The organism is Sphingomonas phyllosphaerae (assembly GCF_036946485.1).
Classification (GTDB): Bacteria; Pseudomonadota; Alphaproteobacteria; order Sphingomonadales; family Sphingomonadaceae; genus Sphingomonas; species Sphingomonas phyllosphaerae_E.
The window spans coordinates 280,170-299,077 of sequence record NZ_JAQIJA010000001.1; the positions used below are offsets into that span (position 1 = coordinate 280,170).

The following is an 18,908-nucleotide window of genomic DNA, read 5'->3' on the forward strand; positions in this document are numbered from 1 at the left end:
CCGCTGGAGGCGCGACCGGGAATCGAACCCGGGTGCAAGGATTTGCAGTCCTCTGCGTCACCACTCCGCCATCGCGCCTCGATGCGGTGAGGGCGCGCAGATGCGGGCAGGGCGGCATGATGTCAAGCCGCCGATTGCAAAGTGTGTTCCGCGCGCGATACAAGCCCGATGACGCAACGTGTGTTGCATCGATAAAACAGCTATGCCACAGGACGGCTCATGACCCTCTCCGCCCCTGCTCTCCGCAATGACGATTTCACCGCGATGCGCCAGGCGATGGTCGCCAGCCAGTTGCGCACCACCGCGGTCAACGATCCGCGCATCGTTGCGGCGATGGCCGAGGTGCCGCGCGAGCGCTTCGTGCCCGCGCACGCCGCCGCGCTCGCTTACGTCGATCGCGCGGTCGATCTGGGACAGGGACGTGCGCTCAACACCCCGCTCGCCACCGCGCGGCTGCTGGTGCAGGCGCGGTTGCAGCCGTCCGACCGCGTGCTGCTGATCGGTGCGGCGGCGGGCTATACCGCGGCGGTGCTCGCGTCGCTGGTCGCCGAGGTCGTCGCAGTGGAATCTTTGCCCGAGCTGGCGGCGCACGCGCGCGAGGCGCTGGCGCAGACGCCGAACGTCACCTTGGTCGAGGGGCCGCTGGAACACGGGGCTCCGGCCGGCGCGCCGTATGACGTGCTGATCGTCGATGGCGCGATCGAGGAACTGCCGTCGACGCTGGCGTCGCAGGTCGTCGACGGTGGTCGGATCGTCAGTGGGCTGGTCGATCGCGGCGTGTTCCGGCTCGCGGCCGGGACGCATCGCGGCGCGGCGACCGCGCTGACGCCGTTCGCCGACATCGATTCGGTCCGACTTCCCGGCTTCGCGCGTCCGCGCAGCTTCACCTTCTGAGGATCGCCCCTTTGCGCCTTCGCCCGCCGTCGCTGCTGTCATCGGTTGCCATCACGTTGGTGCTGGCCGGGGCGATCCCGGCATCGGCGGAGACGCTGCGCGAGGCGCTGGTGCGCGCCTATCGCGACAACCCGACGCTGAACGCGCAACGCGCGGCGCAGCGCGCCAATGACGAGAACGTGCCGATCGCGCGGTCGCAGGGACGGCCGAGCGCGACGGCGCAGACCGGGCTGACCGACAATTTCCTGCGCGGGGGCAACAGCTTCACCACGCCCGAACGGCGGCTGGACGCGCAACTGGGCGTCACGGTGCCGCTGTATCAGGGCGGGCGCGTGCGCAACGGCGTGCTGGCGGCGGAAACGCGCGTCGAGGCCGGGCAGGCCAATCTGCGCGGCACCGAGGCCACGACCTTCACCGACGTGGTCAGCGCCTACAACAACGTGATCCGCGACGAGGCGATCGTCGGGCTCAACACGCAGAACGTCCGCGTGCTGGAAACCAATCTGCGCGCCAGCCGCGACCGCTTCGAGGTCGGCGACCTGACGCGCACCGACGTCGCGCAATCCGAGGCGCGGCTGAGCCTCGCGCGGGCGCAGCTGCAATCGGCGCAGGCGACGCTGATTTCCAGCCGCGAGAATTACGTGCGGCTGGTCGGGTCGCCGCCGGGAACGCTGGAAGCGCCGCCGCCCTTGCCGTCCTTCCCGCCGTCGGTCGACGGTGCGGTCGACATCGCCATGCAGGACAATCCTAACCTGATCGCGGCGCGACGGGTGCGCGACGCGACCGATTACGACATCCGCGTCGCGCGCGCCAATCGCCGCCCGCAGGTGAGCGCGACGCTGGGGCAGAATTACTTCAACTTCCTCGGCTCGCTCGGGCAGGGCAGCGCCGCCGGGCTGGGCAGCGTGCAGACCGGCAATGCCACGAGCGCCGGGGTGACGCTCAGCCTGCCGCTCTATCAGGGCGGGCGTCCCGGCGCGCTGGTGCGGCAGGCGCAGGAATTGCGCGGGCAGGCGATCGAACAGGCGACCGCCGCCGAGCGGCAGGTGATCGCCTCGGCCCGCTCGGCCTATGCGGTGTGGCGCTCCTCGCTGGAGGTGATCGCGTCGAGCGAGGCGGCGGTCAACGCCAACAAGCTGAGCCTGGAAGGCGTGCGCGCCGAAAACAGCGTCGGCACGCGCACCGTGCTCGACATCCTCAACGCCGAGCAGGAATTGCTCAACAGCCAGGTGACGCTCGTCTCGGCGCGACGCGACGCCTATGTCGCGGGCTTCGCGCTGTTGGCGGCGATGGGTCATGCCGAGGCCGAGGATCTGGGGCTGGACGGCGGCCCGCTCTACGATCCGACGATCCACTTCGCAAAAGTCCGCGGCAAGCTGAACGACTTCGACGACGGGCAGCGCGCCGCGCCGGTGTCGCGCAGCACCGCCGACAGCCCGGCGCAGACCGCCGTGGTCACGCGCCCGCTCGATCCGCTGCTCGAAAGCAATGTTGACAGGACGCCTGCATTGACGACAGGTGTCGACACACCACGCCCGTGATGTGCGGCGCAGCGTTGTGAGGTTGACCCGATGGGGGATTTGAGCGGCGAGCCGTCGATGGAAGACATTCTCGCCTCGATCAAGCGGGTCATCAAGGAGGGCGACGCGCCCGCGCCGCGGCGCGCGCCGGCCCCTGCGCCGGCGGCGCGTGACGAGGACGAGCCGACCCGCGACCAGGTTCTGGAGCTGAACGAACCGCTGGGCGCGCCGGAGCCGGTGGCGCCGCCGCCCGCGTCGTTCGCGCCGCCCCGTGCCGCCGAGACGTTCGAGGAGCGGGGCGCGCCGCCGGTCGCGGCTGCGCCGACGCCGGTGGCCAGTCCGACGCCCGCTCCGGCACCGGCACCGGCGCCCGAACCTGCGCCGGTAGCGGCTGCTCCCACGACGCCTGCGCCCGCCCCGGCACCGGCGCTCGACGAGCCGCCGGTCGTCTCGGCGGCGACGGTGCAGGCCGCGCGCGGCGCGCTGGGTGCGCTGTCGAAGCTGATCGTCAAGCCCGAACCCGACAGCGACGGGACGCTGGAAGGGCTGGTGCGCGAGATGCTGCGCCCGATGCTGAGCGACTGGCTGGACCAGAATTTGCCGCATCTGGTGGAGCAGATGGTGGCGCGCGAGATCGCCAAGATCACCAAGCAGGGGTGATTTCCCCGCCGGGGTGCGATTACGCCCGTCATCCCGGACTTGATCCGGGATCCCGCTTCTTCGTTTCTGTGGTTGAGAAGCGGGGCCCCGGATCAAGGCTCTCCTGAGCCTGTCGAAGGGTCCGAGGCGACGCAGAACGGCAGGGACACTGCTTCCGATGGCCTGATTGTCTCGCACGCAACCTTCTGCTTTATCATCGCGCGCATGAAGATGCTGACCTCCGCGACTCTGCTCGCGCTTGCCGCCACCACTGCCGCTCCAGCGCTGGCACGCCAGCTGACCATCGACGATGTCACCACGCTGAGCCGCGTCGGCGCGCCGTCGATGTCGAAGGACGGGCGCTGGCTGGTCTGGGCGCAGCGCGAAACCGACCTCGCTGCCGATCGCGGGCGTTACGACCTGTGGAAGCTCGACCTGACGCGCAAGGGGGCGGCGCCGGTGAAGCTCGCCGCCGATCCGCAGCTTGACGAGAACGATCCGCAGATTGTCGGCAACATCGTCTATTTCACCGCCGACGATGCGCTCTGGTCGGTGCCGATGGCGGGCGGCACGCCGCGGCGGCTGACCGACTTCAAGGGCGGCTTCAACGGCTTCAAGGTCGCGCCGACCGGCGACCGGGTGCTGATCTGGGCGGATCGTCGCCCCGGTGCGCCTTCGCTGGAACTGCCGGTCGAGAAGAAGGCGGCAAACGCCGGCAGCGGGCGGACCTATGACCAGTTGTTCGTGCGGCATTGGGATACGTGGGCGGACGGCACGCGCTCGCAATTGTTCGTGCTGCCGCTGACTTCTGCCGGCGCGCGCGGCAACGGGCAGGCGCTGGCGCCGACGCTGCTGGGCGACACGCCGTCGAAGCCGTTCGGCGGCGCGGAGGAAGTGAACTGGAGCCCGGACGGACGCACCGTTTATTTCGCGTTGCGCGAGCCGGGCCGGATCGAGCCGCTGTCGACGAATCTGGACATCTTTTCGGTCCCGGCCGACGCCAGCGCCGCGCCGACCAACCTGACCGCCGCCAATCAGGCGACCGATACCCAGCCGGCGGTGTCGCCCGACGGGCGCAAGCTGGCGTGGCTGGCGATGCGGCGCGCGGGCTATGAGGCGGATCGCTTCGTGGTGATGGTGCGCGATCTGGCGTCGGGGCAGACCGTCTCGCTGACCGAGCGCTGGGATCGCTCGCCGGGGTCGCTGCAATGGGCGCCCGACTCGCGCTCGCTGTACGTCACCGCCGACGACACGCAGGAAACACCGCTGTTTCAGGTCGATGTCGCGCACGGGCAGGTGACGCGGCTGACCGGCGAGGGGCATGTGTCGGGCGTCGCGGTCGGCGCGCAGGGCGTGGTGGTGGCGATGAACAGCCTGACCGCGCCCGACGATTTTTACCGTGTCGGGCCGCAGCGCAGCACGCTGCGGCTGACGCAGGTCAATGCCGCGCGGCTGGCGGGAATCGACATGCCGACGGTCGAGCGGTTCAGCTTCAAGGGCGCGAACGGCGACACCGTCTGGGGCTATGCGGTGCATCCTTACGGCGTCGCGGGCAAGGTGCCGGTCGCGTTCATGGTCCATGGCGGGCCGCAGGGATCGAGCAACAACAGTTGGTCGTACCGCTGGAACCCGGCGGTGTTCGCGGGCGCCGGTTACGGGCTGGTCGCGGTCGATTTCCACGGCTCGACCGGCTACGGGCAGGCGTTCACCGACGCGATCCGCAACAATTGGGGCGGCTGGCCGCTGGAGGACCTGCAAAAGGGGCTCGCCGCCGCGACGACGAAATTCGCGTGGCTCGACGGCGACAACGCCTGTGCGCTGGGCGCGAGCTATGGCGGCTATATGATGAACTGGATCGAAGGGCGCTGGCCCGATCGCTTCAAGTGCATCGTCCAGCATGACGGCGTCTTCGATGCGCGCGCGATGGCCTATGAGACCGAAGAGCTGTGGTTCGACGAATGGGAACATGGCGGCAAGGCCTATTTCCAGGACCCGCAGGCGTTCGAAAAGTGGAACCCGGTCAATTACGTCGACAAGTGGAAGACCCCGCAGCTGGTGATCACCGGCGAGAAGGACTTCCGCATTCCCTATACGCAGGGGCTGGCGGCGTTCACGGCGCTTCAGCGGCGCGACATCCCGTCGCGGCTGCTGGTGTTCCCGAACGAGAACCACTGGGTGCTGAAGCCCGCCAACTCGCGGCAATGGTATCGCGAGGTGCTGGGCTGGATGGATCGCTGGACGAAGGGCGCGCGATAGCACCGATCGACGTTTAGCGAGCGGCCGCCCTTTTTACGTCATCCCGGGCTAAGGAGCGGGGCCCCGGATCAAGTCCGGGGCGACGAAGGAGGGTGTCGGTGCCGCTTCCTCGTAAGTGGCGCAAACCCTAAGCCGCGGAAAGGCGCGGGAACAGTTCGCGCTCCTCCCACGCCAGCCGCATCCGCATCCGCTGCTGCAGCTTGAGCACCGCCTGCGCATACGTGTCCCACTCCGCCGGGATGCGCGCGGGCGGCCAGGCGCGGACATGCGCGCTATATTCGGCGAGCAATGCCTGCATGTCCGCCGTCAGCGCGGCGGCGAGCGGCGTGTCGGGCAGCGCCCGCGCGGTTTCACTATCCTCATCGACGCGGTGGCGGTGCAGGAGGTGTGAAAACAGCACGCGTTCGCGCAGCATCTCCGCCGCGACCGCGTCATGTCCCTGCGCCAGCAGCGCGGCGAACCGTTGCATCGCCGCTCGAATCTCGTTGTGATCGTTGTGGAATCGTCCCATCGGCCCGCTCGCCCCCCGTCCTTCGACCGGTAAGCGGCGCAGGTTAAGCAAGTGTTGGCCAGCGGCTTCTCAGCGCGGGACGCTGTGGCTACAGACACGGACATGACCGAGCTTCCCAAGACCTTCGACCCCGCCGCCATCGAATCCAAATGGTACGCCCATTGGGAGGACAAGGGCCTGTTCCGCCCCGATCGTCCCAACGCCGAGCCGTGGACGATCGTCAATCCGCCGCCCAACGTGACCGGTTCGCTGCACATCGGCCATGCGCTCGACAATACGTTGCAGGACATCCTGACGCGCCACGCGCGGCTGAAGGGCAAGGATGCCTTGTGGGTGGTCGGCACCGACCATGCCGGCATTGCGACGCAGATGGTGGTCGAGCGGCAGATGGCCGCCGGGGGCGAGAAGCGCACCGATCTGACGCGCGAGGCGTTCGTCGACAAGGTGTGGGCATGGAAGGCGGAGAGCGGCGGGCAGATCACGCGCCAGCTGCGCCGGCTCGGCTGCTCGATGGACTGGGCCAACGAGCGGTTCACGATGGACGAGGGCTTCAGCAAGGCGGTGCTGAAGGTGTTCGTCGAGCTGCACGCGCGCGGGTTGCTGTATCGCGACAAACGGCTGGTGAACTGGGATTCGGGCCTCGGCACCGCGATCAGCGACCTGGAGGTCGAGACGCGCGAGGTGCGCGGCAGCTTCTGGCACCTGCGCTATCCGCTGGCGGACGGGTCGGGGCATATCGACGTCGCGACGACGCGGCCCGAGACGATGCTCGCGGACATGGCGATTGCGGTGCACCCGGAGGACGAACGCTATCGCGCGCTGGTCGGACAGCAGGTGCGGCTGCCGATCACCGGGCGGCTGATCCCGATCGTCGCCGACGAGCACGCCGATCCGGCGCTGGGCTCGGGCGCGGTCAAGATCACGCCGGGGCATGATTTCAACGACTTCGAGGTCGGCCGCCGCGCCGGGATCGAGGCGCGCGACATGCTCAACATGCTCGATGCGCAGGCGCGGGTGGTGCAGACCGCCGATGGGCTGATCCCGGCCGAGTACCTCGGGCTGACCACCGCCGAGGCGCGCAAGGCGGTCGTCGCGCGGCTGAAGGCGGACGGCGTGCTGATCCCGCATGTCGACAAGGAGGGCTTCGAGCATGACGCCGAGGCGCGGACGATCCAGACGCCGTATGGCGACCGCTCGGGCGTGGTGATCGAGCCGTGGCTGACCGACCAATGGTATGTCGATGCCGCGACCTTGGCGAAGCCGGCGATCGAGGCGGTGCGCTCGGGCCAGATCAGGATCGTGCCGAAGACTTGGGAGAAGACGTTCTTCAACTGGATGGAGAACATCCAGCCGTGGTGCGTGAGCCGGCAATTGTGGTGGGGGCATCGGATTCCGGCGTGGTTCGGGCCGAGTGTTGTCGACAACGAGCTTCGGTACGACATCCCGCGACCGTTCGTTGCGATCGACAGCACGGATGCACAGACGGCAGCTGAAGATTTCTTGCCGTATCGTGGCCGGGGTGTTCGCGTCGTCGACACGCAGGTTCATGCAATCAACTTGATGCTCGCGGACGAGGATCAGGAGCGGGTTTACCTTTGGCGTGATCCTGACGTCCTCGATACATGGTTTTCCAGTGCTTTGTGGCCGTTCGCGACGATGGGCTGGCCGGACAACGCCGACCCGACACTCCACGGTCGTTACCCGAACGACGTGCTGATCTCCGGCTTCGACATCCTGTTCTTCTGGGATGCGCGGATGATGATGCAGGGCATCGAGTTCATGGGCGACGTGCCCTTCAAGACGCTCTACCTGCACGGCCTCGTCCGCGCGGCGGACGGCGCGAAGATGTCGAAGTCGAAGGGCAATACCGTCGATCCGCTCGGGTTGATCGACGCCTATGGCGCCGACGCGCTGCGCTTCTTCATGGCGGCGATGGAAAGCCAGGGCCGCGACATCAAGATGGATGAGAAGCGCGTCGAGGGCTATCGCAACTTCGCGACCAAGCTGTGGAACGCCAGCCGCTTCGCGCAGGCGAACGGCATCGGGGGGTCGACGACGATTGAGCCGCCGGTCGCGACCCTGGCGGTCAACAAGTGGATTATCGCCGAGACGGTGGCGACGGTGCAGGCGGTCGACCTCGCACTGGCCGACTATCGCTTCGATGCGGCGGCCAATGCGATCTATCAGTTCGTATGGAGCCGGTTCTGCGATTGGTATCTGGAGCTGATCAAGGGCGCGATCGACGACGAGACCAAGGCCGTGGCGGGCTGGGTGCTCGACCAGATCCTGATCCTGCTCCACCCGTTCATGCCGTTCATCACCGAGGAATTGTGGCATGCGCTCGCCCCGCGCGAGCACGAGCTGATCGTCGCGCACTGGCCGATGGCGGACGCGCGGGCGCTCGATCCGGCCGCGACCGCGCAGATCGGGCGCGCGATCGAGCTGGTCGAGGCGGTGCGCGGCGCGCGTGCCGAACTCAACGTGCCGCCGGGGGCGAGGATCGCGCTGCACACCGGCGCGGGCGAGGTGCCGGCGGCGATCGCGCCTTACGTCGAGCGGCTGGCGCGGGTGACGCTGACCGCGGGCGAGGCACAGGGGGCGCGGGCGCCGATCCTGTGGGGGGCGGAGACGTTCGCGCTGGCACTGGAGGGCGTGATCGACCTCGATGCCGAGCGGCAGCGGTTGCAGAAGTCGCTGGCGGCGGCCGAGAAGGAGCGCGATGCGCTGGCCGGGCGGCTGGGCAACGCGAGCTTCGTCGAGCGCGCCAAGCCCGAGGCGGTCGAGAAGGCGCGGGCGGATCACGCCGAGAAGAGCGCCGATGCCGAGCGGTTCGCGGCGGCGCTGGCGCGGTTGGGGTGACGTTTTGTTCGTCGCCCCGGGCTTGACCCGGGGCCCCGCTATTCTGCGAGGCCCGTCAAGAAGAAGCGGGGCCCCGGATCAGGTCCGGGGCGACGGAATATAGGTGACGGTGGGGCTTTTGTCAGACCGTCCGCCAAATCCCGCATCGTCATTGCTTCGCTGCGCTCGCAATGACGAAAAGAGGAGCACGGCACGGAAACCGGTGCCCTTACGCCTGCACCGCGCCGAAATCCGAACGGGTGCGGCGTTTGCCGCCCTCGCCGCCGCGGTTGAGCGCCAGCCGGACGCGGTCGAGCAGTTCGGAGCGACGATAGGGCTTGCTCAGCACGTCGGTCGCCCGCGCGCGTGGGCCGCCGACCACCAGTTCCTCGTTATAGCCGGTGGTCATCAGCACCGACACCGCAGCGTCGCGCTCGACGATCGCGTCGGCGAGCATCAGCCCGTTCATCCCGCCGGGCATCACCAGATCGGTGAACAGCAGGTCGAAACGGTCTTTCGGGTGGACCGCGTCGAACACCTTCAGCCCCGCTTCCGCGCTGATCGCCGTCGAGACACGGTAGCCCGCGCTTTCAAGGATCTCGCGCGCGATCGCCAGCACCTCGTCATTGTCCTCGACGACGAGGATGTGCTCGGCGCCCTCGCGCGGGGCGCTGGTCGCGGCTTCGGATTCGGCCTGATCGTTGTCGGTGTGGCGATCGGGCTGTATCACGGGGAACAGCATCCGCACCAGCGTGCCCTTGCCCGGCGTGCTCTCGATCTCCAGCCGTCCGCCCGACTGGCGGACGAAACCGCTGGCCATCGCCAGTCCGAGGCCGGTGCCCTTGCCGGTGCCCTTGGTGGTGAAGAACGGCTCGGTGGCGCGCTCCAGCACCTCGGGGCTCATGCCCTCGCCATTGTCCTCGACCTGCAAGACGACATAATCGCCCGACGGCAGATCGTGCGCGGCGGCGTCGCCGTTGAGGTGGCGGGGCAGGGTGGAGATCGTCACCAGCCCGCCGTTGGGCATCGCGTCGCGCGCGTTGTTGACGATGTTGAGCAGCGCCATTTCGAGCTGGTCGGGATCGACCACGACATGCTGCAAGCCGCGGCGCAGGCTGAGATGGATGTCGACCTGCTTGTTGACCGAACTTTCGATCAGCTCGCTGAACTCGGACACCAGATGCGTGAGGTTGAGCGGGCGCGGCTCCAGCCGGGTCTTGCGCGCGAAGGCGAGCAATTGCCGCGTCAGCTTTGCGCCGCGCTCGGCAGCCGATTGCGCCGCCGCGACATAGCGCTTCACGCGTTCAGGGTCCTTGGTGTGGGTGACCAGCTCCAGATTGCCGTTCACGACCTGCAGCAGATTGTTGAAATCGTGCGCGAGCCCGGCGGTGAGCTGGCCGATTGACTCCATCTTCTGCGCTTGCCGATAGGATTGCTCCGAATTGCGGCGGCGGGTGACGTCGAGCTGGCTGGCGAAGAAATATTGCAGCTTGCCCTGCGTGTCATAGACCGGGCCGATGAACACCGCGTTCCAGAACGGCGAGCCATCGCGGCGATAGTTGAGCAGTTCGAGCGCGACCGACGAGCGGGTGCGGACCGCCTCGCGCAGCTCGGCGACCGCGTTGCGATCCGTCTGCGCGCCCTGCAGGAACCGGCAGTTGCGGCCCAGCACCTCGTCTTCCTCGTAACCGGTAAGGTCGAGGAACGCCTTGTTGGCGAAGACGATCGGATTGTCGTCCTTGCTGGGATCGGTGAGCAGCATCGGCATCCGCGTCATCTCAATCGCGGCGAAGAACACGCCGCCGCGATCCTGGAGATTCGGGTCGGTGATCGTGCTTTCGCGCCAATGGTGCAGCCCGGGCCGTTCGATCGGCTCGCTGGCGCCGACGTCCATCGTCCCCTTGGCGGGGCGACCCGCGGCAAGCCCGGTGGGATCGGTATCGTCGTGCTTGTTCGGATCGGACGGCTGCACGTTGTCGCTCATTCCTCGGCTGTTATGCAGCCCAACCCTCCGACGCAAGAAAGGTCGCGCCGGACGGGGGAGCGTTGGAAATAATTGCCGTCAGCGCGTCGGGACCGGTTCGGCGCCCGAATAGTCGTAGAAGCCGCGACCGCTCTTCTTGCCGTACCAGCCGGCCTCGACATATTTGACCAGCAATGGGGCGGGACGGAACTTCGGGTCGCCGGTGCCCTCGAACAGCACGCGGATGATCTCGAGGCAGGTGTCGAGCCCGATGAAATCGGCGAGCGTCAGCGGCCCCATCGGATGATTGAGCCCCAGCTGACAGGCGAGATCGATGTCGCGGATCGTTGCCACGCCCTCGCCGAGCGCGAAGATCGCCTCGTTGAGCATCGGCATCAGCACGCGGTTGACGATGAAGCCCGGCGCATCGTTGGCGCGCACCACCGCCTTGCCGAGCCGTTCGGCATATTGCTCGATCGCGCTGACGGTCGCGTCGGCCGTGGCGAGGCCGCGGATCACCTCGATCAGCCCCATCACCGGCACCGGATTGAAGAAGTGGACGCCGATGAAGCGCGCCGGGTCGGGCGCGGCCTGCGCCAGCCGCGTGATCGGGATCGACGAGGTGTTCGAGGCGAGCAGCGCATCGGGGCGCAGCACCGCGCCGACATCGGCGAAGATCCGGCGCTTGATCTCCTCACGCTCGGTCGCAGCCTCGATCACCAGATCGCAGGGCGCGAAGTCGCTGGCGCCGGCGACCGGCTCGATCCGCGCCAGCGTGGCATCGCGCGCCGCGGCGTCGATCTGACCCTTGTCGACCGCGCGTGCGAGCCGTTTGGCGATCCCCGACTTGCCCGCCTCGGCGCGCGCCGTGTCGACGTCGCTGAGCAACACGCGATAGCCCGCCGCGGCGGACACCTGCGCGATCCCCGCGCCCATCTGCCCCGCGCCGATTACGCCGACCACTTGCATCTGCCATCTCCTATTCATGTTGGCGCGCCTTTAACCTGCCGCGACGATGATGCGCCAGCGGCAGGGGACAGAGCGATGAAAAGAGTGGCGTTTGCGGCCGTGCTGGGGCTGGCGGCCTGTTCGCAGCAACCCGCCGACGCGCCACCGTCACCGACGCCCACGCCGACCGTCGCGGCGACAGCGACTTCTGCCGGAGCGCCGGCCGGCGACGATCATGCGTCGCCGAAGCCCGGCGACCAGAAGACGTTCCGCGACTGGACCGTGGCGTGCGACAATGTCGCGCGCTGCGCGATGGCGTCGCTCGGCACCGACGCCGACTTCCCGGCGGTGACGATGCAGGTCGCGCGCGCCGCCGGTCCGGACGGCGCGATCGAGATCGCGCTCGACATGCCGCAGGGCGACGGCGACGCGCCCGCGACACTGCGGATCGACGGCCGCGCCTTTCCGGTCGCGGGTGCGGGGTTGAGTGGCACGGAGGCGGCGGCGATCGCGCGTGCGCTGGCCGATGCCAAGACGATCGAGGCGCTCGACAAGAGCGGCAAGCGGCTCGGGACGATTTCGGCCGCGGGCGCGTCGGCGGCGCTGCGCTATATCGACGCGCAACAGGGGCGTGCGGGGACGGTGACGGCGCTGGTGGCGCGCGGCGACAAAGCGGCCGCGACGGTGCCGGCAGCGCGCCCTGCGCCGCACGTCCGCGCGGTGGCGTTTGCGGGCACGCCGGCGACGATGACCCCCGACCTGCTCGCCGCCATGCGACGGACCGCCGAGTGCGACCCGTCCTTCACGGGACCGGAGCCGCGCGCGCATGGTCTTGCCGATGGCGCGACGCTGGTGCTGCTGCCCTGTTCGGCGGGTGCGTATAACGAGATCGACGCCTTGTTCATCGTGCGCGACGGCAAGGCGACGCCGGCCAGGACCGATGCGCCGTCCGGGTTCGAGGAAACCGGCGCGGACTCGCAGACGCCGGTACACAGCGTCATCAACGGCGACGTCGATGGTGGCGTGCTGCGCAGCTATGCCAAGGGGCGCGGGCTCGGCGATTGCGGGGTGATGCAGTCGTTCGTATGGGACGGCACGCAATTGCGGCTGACCGAGCAGCGCAGCATGGGCGAGTGCCGCGGCAACCCGGATTACCTACCCGTGTGGCAGGCGCGGGTGGTGCGCGGGTGAGCGTCGCGCTGTTGCTGGCGGGGCAGGCTGCGGTCGCGATCGCACCGGTCGACGCGGGCGACTGGCGGGTGTTCTGCGATCATCGCCAGCGCTGCGTCGCCCTGTCGCAGGTCCCGGCGGGCGGCGATCCCGCCGCCTATCCGTTGGTGGTGCTGCGCGGCGACGGACCGGTGGCGGCGGTCGATCTGCCGATCCCGGCGACGGTCGCGGCGGGAACGCGGATGACGGTGGCGGTCGACGGGCGGACGATCGCGCAACTGATCGCGCCGGGACGCGGGGTGGGGCTGTCGCTGCCGTTCAATGGCAAGCTCGCCCCCGCGCTGCGTCGCGGGCGATTGCTGACGCTGGCGGAACCGGGCGGGCGGGTGCGGGTACGCACGTCGCTGACCGGATTGAGCGCGGCGCTGGCCGCACTCGCGGAGGAACGTGCAGCATCGGCCGCGACGGCGGTGATCGACGTACCGCCGGTCGACGCGCGTGCGCCGCGTACCCTGTCGCGCAAGCAGCTCGAAAAGCTGGTCGGCAAGCCCGCCAAGGGATGCGGTGCGGTCTATGCGCGCGGTTATCGGCTGGATGCGGGGCACAGCCTGCTCGAAGTGGTGTCGCCGTGTCGCGGTGCCGGCGCCTTGCCGTACGTTCTGCCCGACAAGGGCGATGCGCACCCCGCCGCCGATCTTCCCGCGACCGGCGCGTGGGTGCCGGCCCGGCGTCGCTATGCGGTGCTGCTGCCCGCCACGCCCGGGCGGGATTGCGGGGTTCGACGTGACTTCGCCTGGGACGGCGCGGGCTTCCGGCTCGCGGAGGAGCGCGTCATCGCCGAGTGCCGTCGCGCGACCTATGAGGTGACGACCTATCGCGCCTTGGTGCGGGGCGGGTAGCCGCAATCGACTTTAACCCTGTTCTGTCATCCCGGACTTGATCCGGGATCCCGCTTCTTGCCTCGGTCGCGTAGGAGAAGCGGGGCCGCGGCTCAAGGCCGGATGACGACGGAAGAAACGCGCGTCTCGATCCGGGTCATGCGCGGATTGCGCGTGGCGGGCGAGGGTGTAACATCTCCCGATCAGCCACCGGCACCCCGCCGGGGCGTCTCCTTCGGATGTCACCCTCCCGATGATCGTTCGCACGCTGTCCTTCGCCGCCCTGCTGCTCGCCACCACCGCGCCCGCGCTGGCGCAGACCGACAAGACCACCACCACCGTCGAGAAGAAGCAGGAGGACGACAAGCAGCAGCAACCGCCGCTGCCCGCCGACAAGACGATCACGCAGACCGCACGGATCGGCGGCCGTACGATCAGCTACAAGGCGACGGTCGGCACGATCGCGGTGCGCGACGAAAAGGGCAAGGAGATCGGGCAGGTGGTCTATACCGCCTATACCGTTCCCGGCAGCGATCCGTCGCGCCCCGTCACCTTCGCGTTCAACGGCGGACCGGGCGCGGCGTCGGTCTATCTCAACATGGGCGCGGTCGGGCCGAAGCGCGTGCAGTTCGGCGCGCAGGGTGACTCGCCCTCCGACGCGCCGATCGCGCGCGACAATCCCAATAGCTGGCTGGACATGACCGATCTGGTCTTCATCGATCCGATCGGCACCGGGTTCAGCCGCAGCCTGGTCGATGCCGATGCGACCAAGAAGGCCTTCTACGCCAACGATCCCGACATCAAATATCTATCTAAGGTCGTCTACGACTGGCTGGTCAAGGAAGGCCGGCTGCGCTCGCCCAAGTACGTGATGGGCGAAAGCTACGGCGGCTATCGCGCGCCGCGCATCGCCTATGAGCTGCAATCGCAGGTCGGTGTCGGGCTGAGCGGGCTCATCATGGTCTCGCCCTATCTCGATCCGGCGGTCGGCAATGACGCGACCGCGCTGTCGCCGCTGCCGTGGATGATCGACCTGCCGTCGATGGCCGCCGCCAATCTGGAGCGCAAGGGGCAGCTCACCCCGGCGGCGATGGCCGAGGTCGAGGCCTATACCCGCGGCGATTTCGCGCGCGACCTGCTGCTGGGGCGCGCGAACACCGAGGCGGTGCAGCGCGTCGTCAGCAACGTGACGCGACTGACCGGGCTCGATCCGGCGCTGGTGCAGCGGATGGGCGGGCGCGTCGATACGCGCACCTTCCTGCGCGAGGTGCATCGCAACGATGCGACGATCGGCAGCATCTACGATTCGAACGTCACCGCCTTCGATCCCTTCCCCTGGTCGCCGCGGCAGGAGTCAAACGATTCGCTGCTCGACACGCTGATCGCGCCGACCACCAGCGCGATGGTCGATTTCGTGACGCGTGAAGTCGGCTGGAAGACCGACGCGCGCTACAATGCCTTGTCCTATGCGGTGAACGCGGCGTGGGATCGCGGACAGCCGGCCGACACGCCGGTCAGCGACCTGCGCAAGGCGATCGCCAATGATCCGAAGATGCGCGTGCTGATCGTGCATGGCTGGGACGATCTGTCGTGCCCGTTCTTTGCGTCGCGGCTGATCGTCGACCAGATGCCGGCGTTCGGCGTGCCCGAGCGCGTGCAGCTGCGCGTCTATCCCGGCGGGCACATGTTCTACAGCCGCACCGACAGCGGCGCGTCGTTCAAGGCGGATGCGGCGGCGATGTATCGGTGAGATAGGGACGTGGCGCTCGACCGCTTGTCGATCAGAACGGCGGGGATGGTCCGAGCGGCTTGACCCCTGTTCGTCGCTCCGGACTTGATCCGGGGCCCCGCTCTCTTTTGCCGTGGTGGCATTACTTTCCGCCGTCATTGCGAGCGCAGCGAAGCAATCCAGTGCGTCCTGGTCCGGCTCTGGATTGCTTCGCTGCGCTCGCAATGACGGGCTGAAGCTCAGCCTTCTCGCCGAGATGAAGCGGGGTCGCGGTTCAGGTCCGGGGCGACGGCCAAGCCGCCGCCTTCACGTCGGACGCGCGGCTTGGCCGCGCGCCGGCCGATCCCGGCCTTGCGCGGGCTTCTCGCCCGCGCAGCGCCGCGCGGGCGCGGCTAGGCCGGGATTTGCTGGCTGATACAGTGGAAGCTGCCGCCGCCGGTCAGGATCGCATCGGCGCGCAGGCCCACCACTTCCCGGTCGGGGAACAGGTCGCGGATCGCCGCGACGCCGGCGTCGTCATATTCGCTGCCATAGACCGGCACCACCACCGCGGCATTGCCGATGTAGAAGTTCATGTAGCTCGCCGGCACGACCTGTTCGTCGCGCAGCACGCGGCCGGGGGAGGGCACCTCGACCACCTCGATCCCCATCGCGCGTGCGCGGATCGCGGCGTCCTGGAAGACCTGCCAGTTCGGATCGTTCTCCTCCGCGCGCGGCAAAGCGAGCCGGTTCGGCGCGACGAACCGCGCGAGATTGTCGACATGCCCGTCGGTATGGTCGTTGAGCAGCCCGTTGCCGAGCCACAGCACGCGCGTCAGCCCGAGATCGTCGGCAAGGCGTTGTTCGATCTCCGCCTTCGACATGCGCGGGTTGCGATTGGGGTTGAGCAGGCATTGCTCGGTCGTCACCACCAGTCCGGTGCCGTCGCCGTCGATCGCGCCGCCTTCGAGGATCCAGTCGCACGGCAGCACCGTCAGCCCGTGCGCGCGCCCCAGCCGCGCGCCGATGTCGTCGTCACCCTCCAGCTCATACTTGCCGCCCCAGCCGTTGAAGCCGAAGTCGCGCGCCTTGCCGTCGCCGCCGAGGATCGGCGCGGTGTCGCGCAACCAGATATCGCCGAACGCCTCGACGACTACCTCCGCAAACGGGGCGCGCTCACGCGCGTCGCGGGCGGCTTCGTCGTCGGCGGCGACCAGCAACACCTGCTCGCCGCGGCCATCGGCATGGACCGCGCGCGCGAAGGCGGTGACTTCGGCGCGCGCCTCGTCCAGATCCTCCAGCCACAATTCGGGATGGCTGGGATAGCCGATCCAGACGGCGGCGTGCGGAGCCCATTCGGGCGGCGGGGTCTTGGTCATCGTCGTCCCTCTTACTTGGCCATCGCCGCGGCGCGGCTCTTGTCACGGATCGCGCGGAATTCGTCGCCGGCCACCCAATTGGGCCAGGCGCTGCTCTCCGCAAGTGCACGGCCGATTCCGTAATAGAGCTGCACATCCTTCACCGTGCCCGCCCAGTTCCAGTTCGGGTCATATTCGTCCTTGGGGCCGTGGTAGCGATGTTCCTCATAGTCCTTCGCCGCCGCTGCGCCCGCCGCCTTGCCGCCCGCGACCAGATCGTCGCCGGCGTCGAAATAGATCATCGGCACACCGCGCTTGGCGAGGCTGAAGTGATCGGAGCGATAATAGAAGCCCTTCTCGGGGGTCGGCTCGGCGCTGGCGACGCGGTTCTGCGTCTTGAGCGCGGCGTTCAGATAGGCGTCCAGCTCCGACTTGCCCTTGCCGACCACCACGACGTTCTTCGCCGGACCGGCCAGCGACAGCGCGTCCATGTTGACACCGCCAACCGTCTGGCTGAGCGGATACACCGGGTTGGCGGCGTAATATTCGGAGCCGAGCAGTCCGCTCTCCTCTCCGGTCACCGCGACGAACACTTGGCTGCGCGGGGTCGGCCCGGCTTTGACATTGGCTTCGGCGAGCGCGACCAGCGCGGCGGTGCCGGTGGCATTGTCGATCGCGCCGTTGCAGATGTCGTCGCCGTCGGGCGCCGCCTCGCAATGGCCGAGGTGATCCCAATGTGCGGAATACAGCACGTAATCGTTACGCCGCGTCGTGCCGGGCAGGATGCCGATCACGTTGCGCGACTGGTGGCGGCGGACGTTCTCGTCGAACGACACCGAGGCGCGGACGCCGTTCAGCGGACGCGCGCGGAAGCCCTTGCGCCCGGCCGCGGCGGTGAGCGCGTCGAAATCCAGCCCCTCGCGCTCGAACAGCTTTCGCGCCTGCGCCTCCTGCATCCAGCCGATCGCGGCGCTGTCGCCGGCATGGTTGTCGGCGGCGTCGGCGACCTGCTGCGCGCCGGTCCAGCTCGACTGCACGACGTTCCAGCCATAGGCGGCCGGCTCGGTCTGGTGGACGATGATCGCCGCTGCCGCGCCCTGCCGCGCGGCTTCCTCATATTTGTAGGTCCAGCGGCCGTAATAGGTCATCGCGCGCCCGCCGAACGGGCCGACCAGATCGGGGGTGCGCCAGTCGGGATCGTTGACGAGGATCAGCACCGTCTTGCCGCGCACGTCGAGCCCGGCATAGTCGTTCCAGCCCTTCTCCGGCGCGTTGATCCCGTAGCCGACGAAGACGACGGGCGAGTCCTTCACCTCGACGCGCGGTGTGATCCGCCACGTGCCGACCACCATGTCCGGTCCGTAGTTCAGGCTGAGCGGCGCGCCCGCGCCGGTGAACACCAATGGCGAGACGTTCTTCGCGGTCAGCTCGACCAGCGGCACGTCCTGATACCAGCTGCCCTTGTTGCCCGGCTTCAGCCCGGCGGCGGCGAAGCGCTTCGCGAGATAGGCGACGGTCTTCTCCTCGCCCGCGGTGCCCGGCGCGCGGCCTTCATAGGCGTCCGACGACAATTCCTTCGTCACATCCTTGAGCGTCTGTTCGGAGATCGGCGCGACCGGCGCGACGATCGTTTGCGCCGGCGCAGTGGCGGCGAGCGCGAGAAGGGGCAAGGCGGCGAAACGCAGACGCATGACAAGGGACTCCGCGGGAACAGGCCCGCGCCTTCTGCCAAGCGGCGCGGGCGCTGTCCACGCGTCGCGGTGCGGTCAGCCCGACGTGAGGACGCAATAGAGCAGCAGGGGGATGCCGAAAAACAGAATGGTCAGCAGCAGCCCGGTGGCCAATGCCCTGTCGGTGGCGGGGCCGGCCGGCGGCGGGCTATCGCGAAACGGCGCGGCGACATGGGCGTCGTGATCGGCGGACAAGGGCGATGCATCGGGCGGTAACAGGCGATCGGTCATGGCAAGGCTTCCGCTGGCTCGAAAGCGCGGGCGCCGCGGGCGCGCCGCGCGGGGATGTGGCGGGAAGGTCCCGAGCCCGAGCGGCGCGCCGCCGGACCCGGGCTGGCCGCGTGCGGCGAGCTGGCCTGCGTGGTCGCGAAAGCGTTGATGGAACACGGCGGTGTTCATGACGGAAATATGGGGATTTTTGCTGGCCAGTCAATCTGATGGTGGAGCGACGCGGCGCGGCCGCCGCCGTCTTCTTCCACCGTCATCCGGGGCGAC

At 68.6% G+C, this 18,908-nt stretch carries 14 protein-coding genes and 1 tRNA gene; 8 read left to right on the forward strand and 7 right to left on the reverse strand.

Annotated elements, in window-relative coordinates:
• Positions 1-4: 4 nt before the first annotated feature.
• Positions 5-78, reverse strand: a tRNA-Cys gene (locus PGN16_RS01390).
• Positions 79-219: 141 nt separating this feature from the next.
• Here PGN16_RS01390 and PGN16_RS01395 point away from each other — a divergent pair.
• The 4 genes from PGN16_RS01395 (at position 220) to PGN16_RS01410 (ending at position 5,309) form a co-directional block, all read left to right on the forward strand.
• Positions 220-894: a protein-L-isoaspartate O-methyltransferase family protein gene (locus PGN16_RS01395; protein WP_335307610.1), complete on the forward strand. Its 675-nt coding sequence runs from the start codon at positions 220-222 to the stop codon at positions 892-894.
• Between the two features lie 11 nt (positions 895-905).
• Entirely contained in the window at positions 906-2,435 is a 1,530-nt protein-coding gene (locus PGN16_RS01400) for a TolC family outer membrane protein (RefSeq protein WP_335307611.1), read from the forward strand.
• 57 nt (positions 2,436-2,492) lie between these two features.
• A complete protein-coding gene (locus PGN16_RS01405; RefSeq protein WP_335307612.1) occupies positions 2,493-3,074 on the forward strand; it encodes a DUF2497 domain-containing protein in 582 nt (193 codons plus the stop codon).
• Between the two features lie 204 nt (positions 3,075-3,278).
• Positions 3,279-5,309 (forward strand): S9 family peptidase, encoded by a 2,031-nt coding sequence (locus PGN16_RS01410; protein ID WP_335307613.1) that lies wholly within the window; start codon positions 3,279-3,281, stop codon positions 5,307-5,309.
• A gap of 127 nt (positions 5,310-5,436) precedes the next feature.
• On the opposite strand, the gene PGN16_RS01415 is transcribed toward PGN16_RS01410, so the two are convergent.
• Positions 5,437-5,778 (reverse strand): hypothetical protein, encoded by a 342-nt coding sequence (locus tag PGN16_RS01415; RefSeq protein ID WP_335307614.1) that lies wholly within the window; start codon positions 5,776-5,778, stop codon positions 5,437-5,439.
• Between the two features lie 144 nt (positions 5,779-5,922).
• Between PGN16_RS01415 and PGN16_RS01420 the strand changes: the two genes are divergently transcribed.
• Positions 5,923-8,679: a valine--tRNA ligase gene (locus PGN16_RS01420; RefSeq protein WP_335307615.1), complete on the forward strand. Its 2,757-nt coding sequence runs from the start codon at positions 5,923-5,925 to the stop codon at positions 8,677-8,679.
• A gap of 208 nt (positions 8,680-8,887) precedes the next feature.
• On the opposite strand, the gene PGN16_RS01425 is transcribed toward PGN16_RS01420, so the two are convergent.
• Positions 8,888-10,642 carry a histidine kinase famiy protein gene (locus tag PGN16_RS01425; protein WP_335307616.1) on the reverse strand — a complete coding sequence of 585 codons (1,755 nt, stop codon included), beginning with the start codon at positions 10,640-10,642 and terminating at the stop codon, positions 8,888-8,890.
• 78 nt (positions 10,643-10,720) lie between these two features.
• Complete coding sequence (locus PGN16_RS01430; RefSeq protein ID WP_335307617.1) at positions 10,721-11,590, reverse strand: 3-hydroxybutyryl-CoA dehydrogenase; 870 nt, start codon at positions 11,588-11,590, stop codon at positions 10,721-10,723.
• 75 nt (positions 11,591-11,665) lie between these two features.
• Here PGN16_RS01430 and PGN16_RS01435 point away from each other — a divergent pair, with 75 nt between their 5' ends.
• The 3 genes from PGN16_RS01435 (at position 11,666) to PGN16_RS01445 (ending at position 15,367) form a co-directional block, all read left to right on the forward strand.
• Positions 11,666-12,760 carry a DUF1176 domain-containing protein gene (locus PGN16_RS01435; protein ID WP_443019558.1) on the forward strand — a complete coding sequence of 365 codons (1,095 nt, stop codon included), beginning with the start codon at positions 11,666-11,668 and terminating at the stop codon, positions 12,758-12,760.
• Positions 12,757-13,638: a DUF1176 domain-containing protein gene (locus tag PGN16_RS01440; RefSeq protein WP_335307619.1), complete on the forward strand. Its 882-nt coding sequence runs from the start codon at positions 12,757-12,759 to the stop codon at positions 13,636-13,638. Before PGN16_RS01435 ends, PGN16_RS01440 begins: the two co-directional genes overlap by 4 nt.
• Before the next feature lie 232 nt (positions 13,639-13,870).
• Entirely contained in the window at positions 13,871-15,367 is a 1,497-nt protein-coding gene (locus tag PGN16_RS01445; RefSeq protein WP_335307620.1) for a S10 family peptidase, read from the forward strand.
• 371 nt (positions 15,368-15,738) lie between these two features.
• Here the strand turns inward: PGN16_RS01445 and PGN16_RS01450 are convergent, their stop codons facing one another.
• The 3 genes from PGN16_RS01450 to PGN16_RS01460 all read right to left on the reverse strand — a co-directional run bounded on the left by PGN16_RS01450 (position 15,739) and on the right by PGN16_RS01460 (position 18,812).
• Complete coding sequence (locus PGN16_RS01450; RefSeq protein WP_335307621.1) at positions 15,739-16,704, reverse strand: agmatine deiminase family protein; 966 nt, start codon at positions 16,702-16,704, stop codon at positions 15,739-15,741.
• 11 nt (positions 16,705-16,715) lie between these two features.
• Positions 16,716-18,374, reverse strand: a complete 1,659-nt coding sequence (locus PGN16_RS01455) for a M28 family peptidase (RefSeq protein ID WP_335307622.1) — start codon at positions 18,372-18,374, stop codon at positions 16,716-16,718.
• Between the two features lie 75 nt (positions 18,375-18,449).
• Entirely contained in the window at positions 18,450-18,812 is a 363-nt protein-coding gene (locus PGN16_RS01460) for a hypothetical protein (RefSeq protein WP_335307623.1), read from the reverse strand.
• Between the last annotated feature and the right edge of the window lie 96 nt (positions 18,813-18,908).

What these genes read in the sequence shown, in the direction of transcription:
- PGN16_RS01395 (WP_335307610.1), top strand. Translation starts at nt 220, where the DNA reads ATGACCCTCTCCGCCCCTGCTCTCCGCAATGACGATTTCACCGCGATG.
- PGN16_RS01405 (WP_335307612.1), top strand. Translation starts at nt 2,493, where the DNA reads ATGGAAGACATTCTCGCCTCGATCAAGCGGGTCATCAAGGAGGGCGAC.
- PGN16_RS01410 (WP_335307613.1), top strand. Translation starts at nt 3,279, where the DNA reads ATGAAGATGCTGACCTCCGCGACTCTGCTCGCGCTTGCCGCCACCACT.
- PGN16_RS01415 (WP_335307614.1), bottom strand. Translation starts at nt 5,778, where the DNA reads ATGCAACGGTTCGCCGCGCTGCTGGCGCAGGGACATGACGCGGTCGCG.
- PGN16_RS01420 (WP_335307615.1), top strand. Translation starts at nt 5,923, where the DNA reads ATGACCGAGCTTCCCAAGACCTTCGACCCCGCCGCCATCGAATCCAAA.
- PGN16_RS01425 (WP_335307616.1), bottom strand. Translation starts at nt 10,642, where the DNA reads ATGAGCGACAACGTGCAGCCGTCCGATCCGAACAAGCACGACGATACC.
- PGN16_RS01430 (WP_335307617.1), bottom strand. Translation starts at nt 11,590, where the DNA reads ATGCAAGTGGTCGGCGTAATCGGCGCGGGGCAGATGGGCGCGGGGATC.
- PGN16_RS01435 (WP_443019558.1), top strand. Translation starts at nt 11,666, where the DNA reads ATGAAAAGAGTGGCGTTTGCGGCCGTGCTGGGGCTGGCGGCCTGTTCG.
- PGN16_RS01445 (WP_335307620.1), top strand. Translation starts at nt 13,871, where the DNA reads ATGATCGTTCGCACGCTGTCCTTCGCCGCCCTGCTGCTCGCCACCACC.
- PGN16_RS01450 (WP_335307621.1), bottom strand. Translation starts at nt 16,704, where the DNA reads ATGACCAAGACCCCGCCGCCCGAATGGGCTCCGCACGCCGCCGTCTGG.
- PGN16_RS01455 (WP_335307622.1), bottom strand. Translation starts at nt 18,374, where the DNA reads ATGCGTCTGCGTTTCGCCGCCTTGCCCCTTCTCGCGCTCGCCGCCACT.
- PGN16_RS01460 (WP_335307623.1), bottom strand. Translation starts at nt 18,812, where the DNA reads ATGAACACCGCCGTGTTCCATCAACGCTTTCGCGACCACGCAGGCCAG.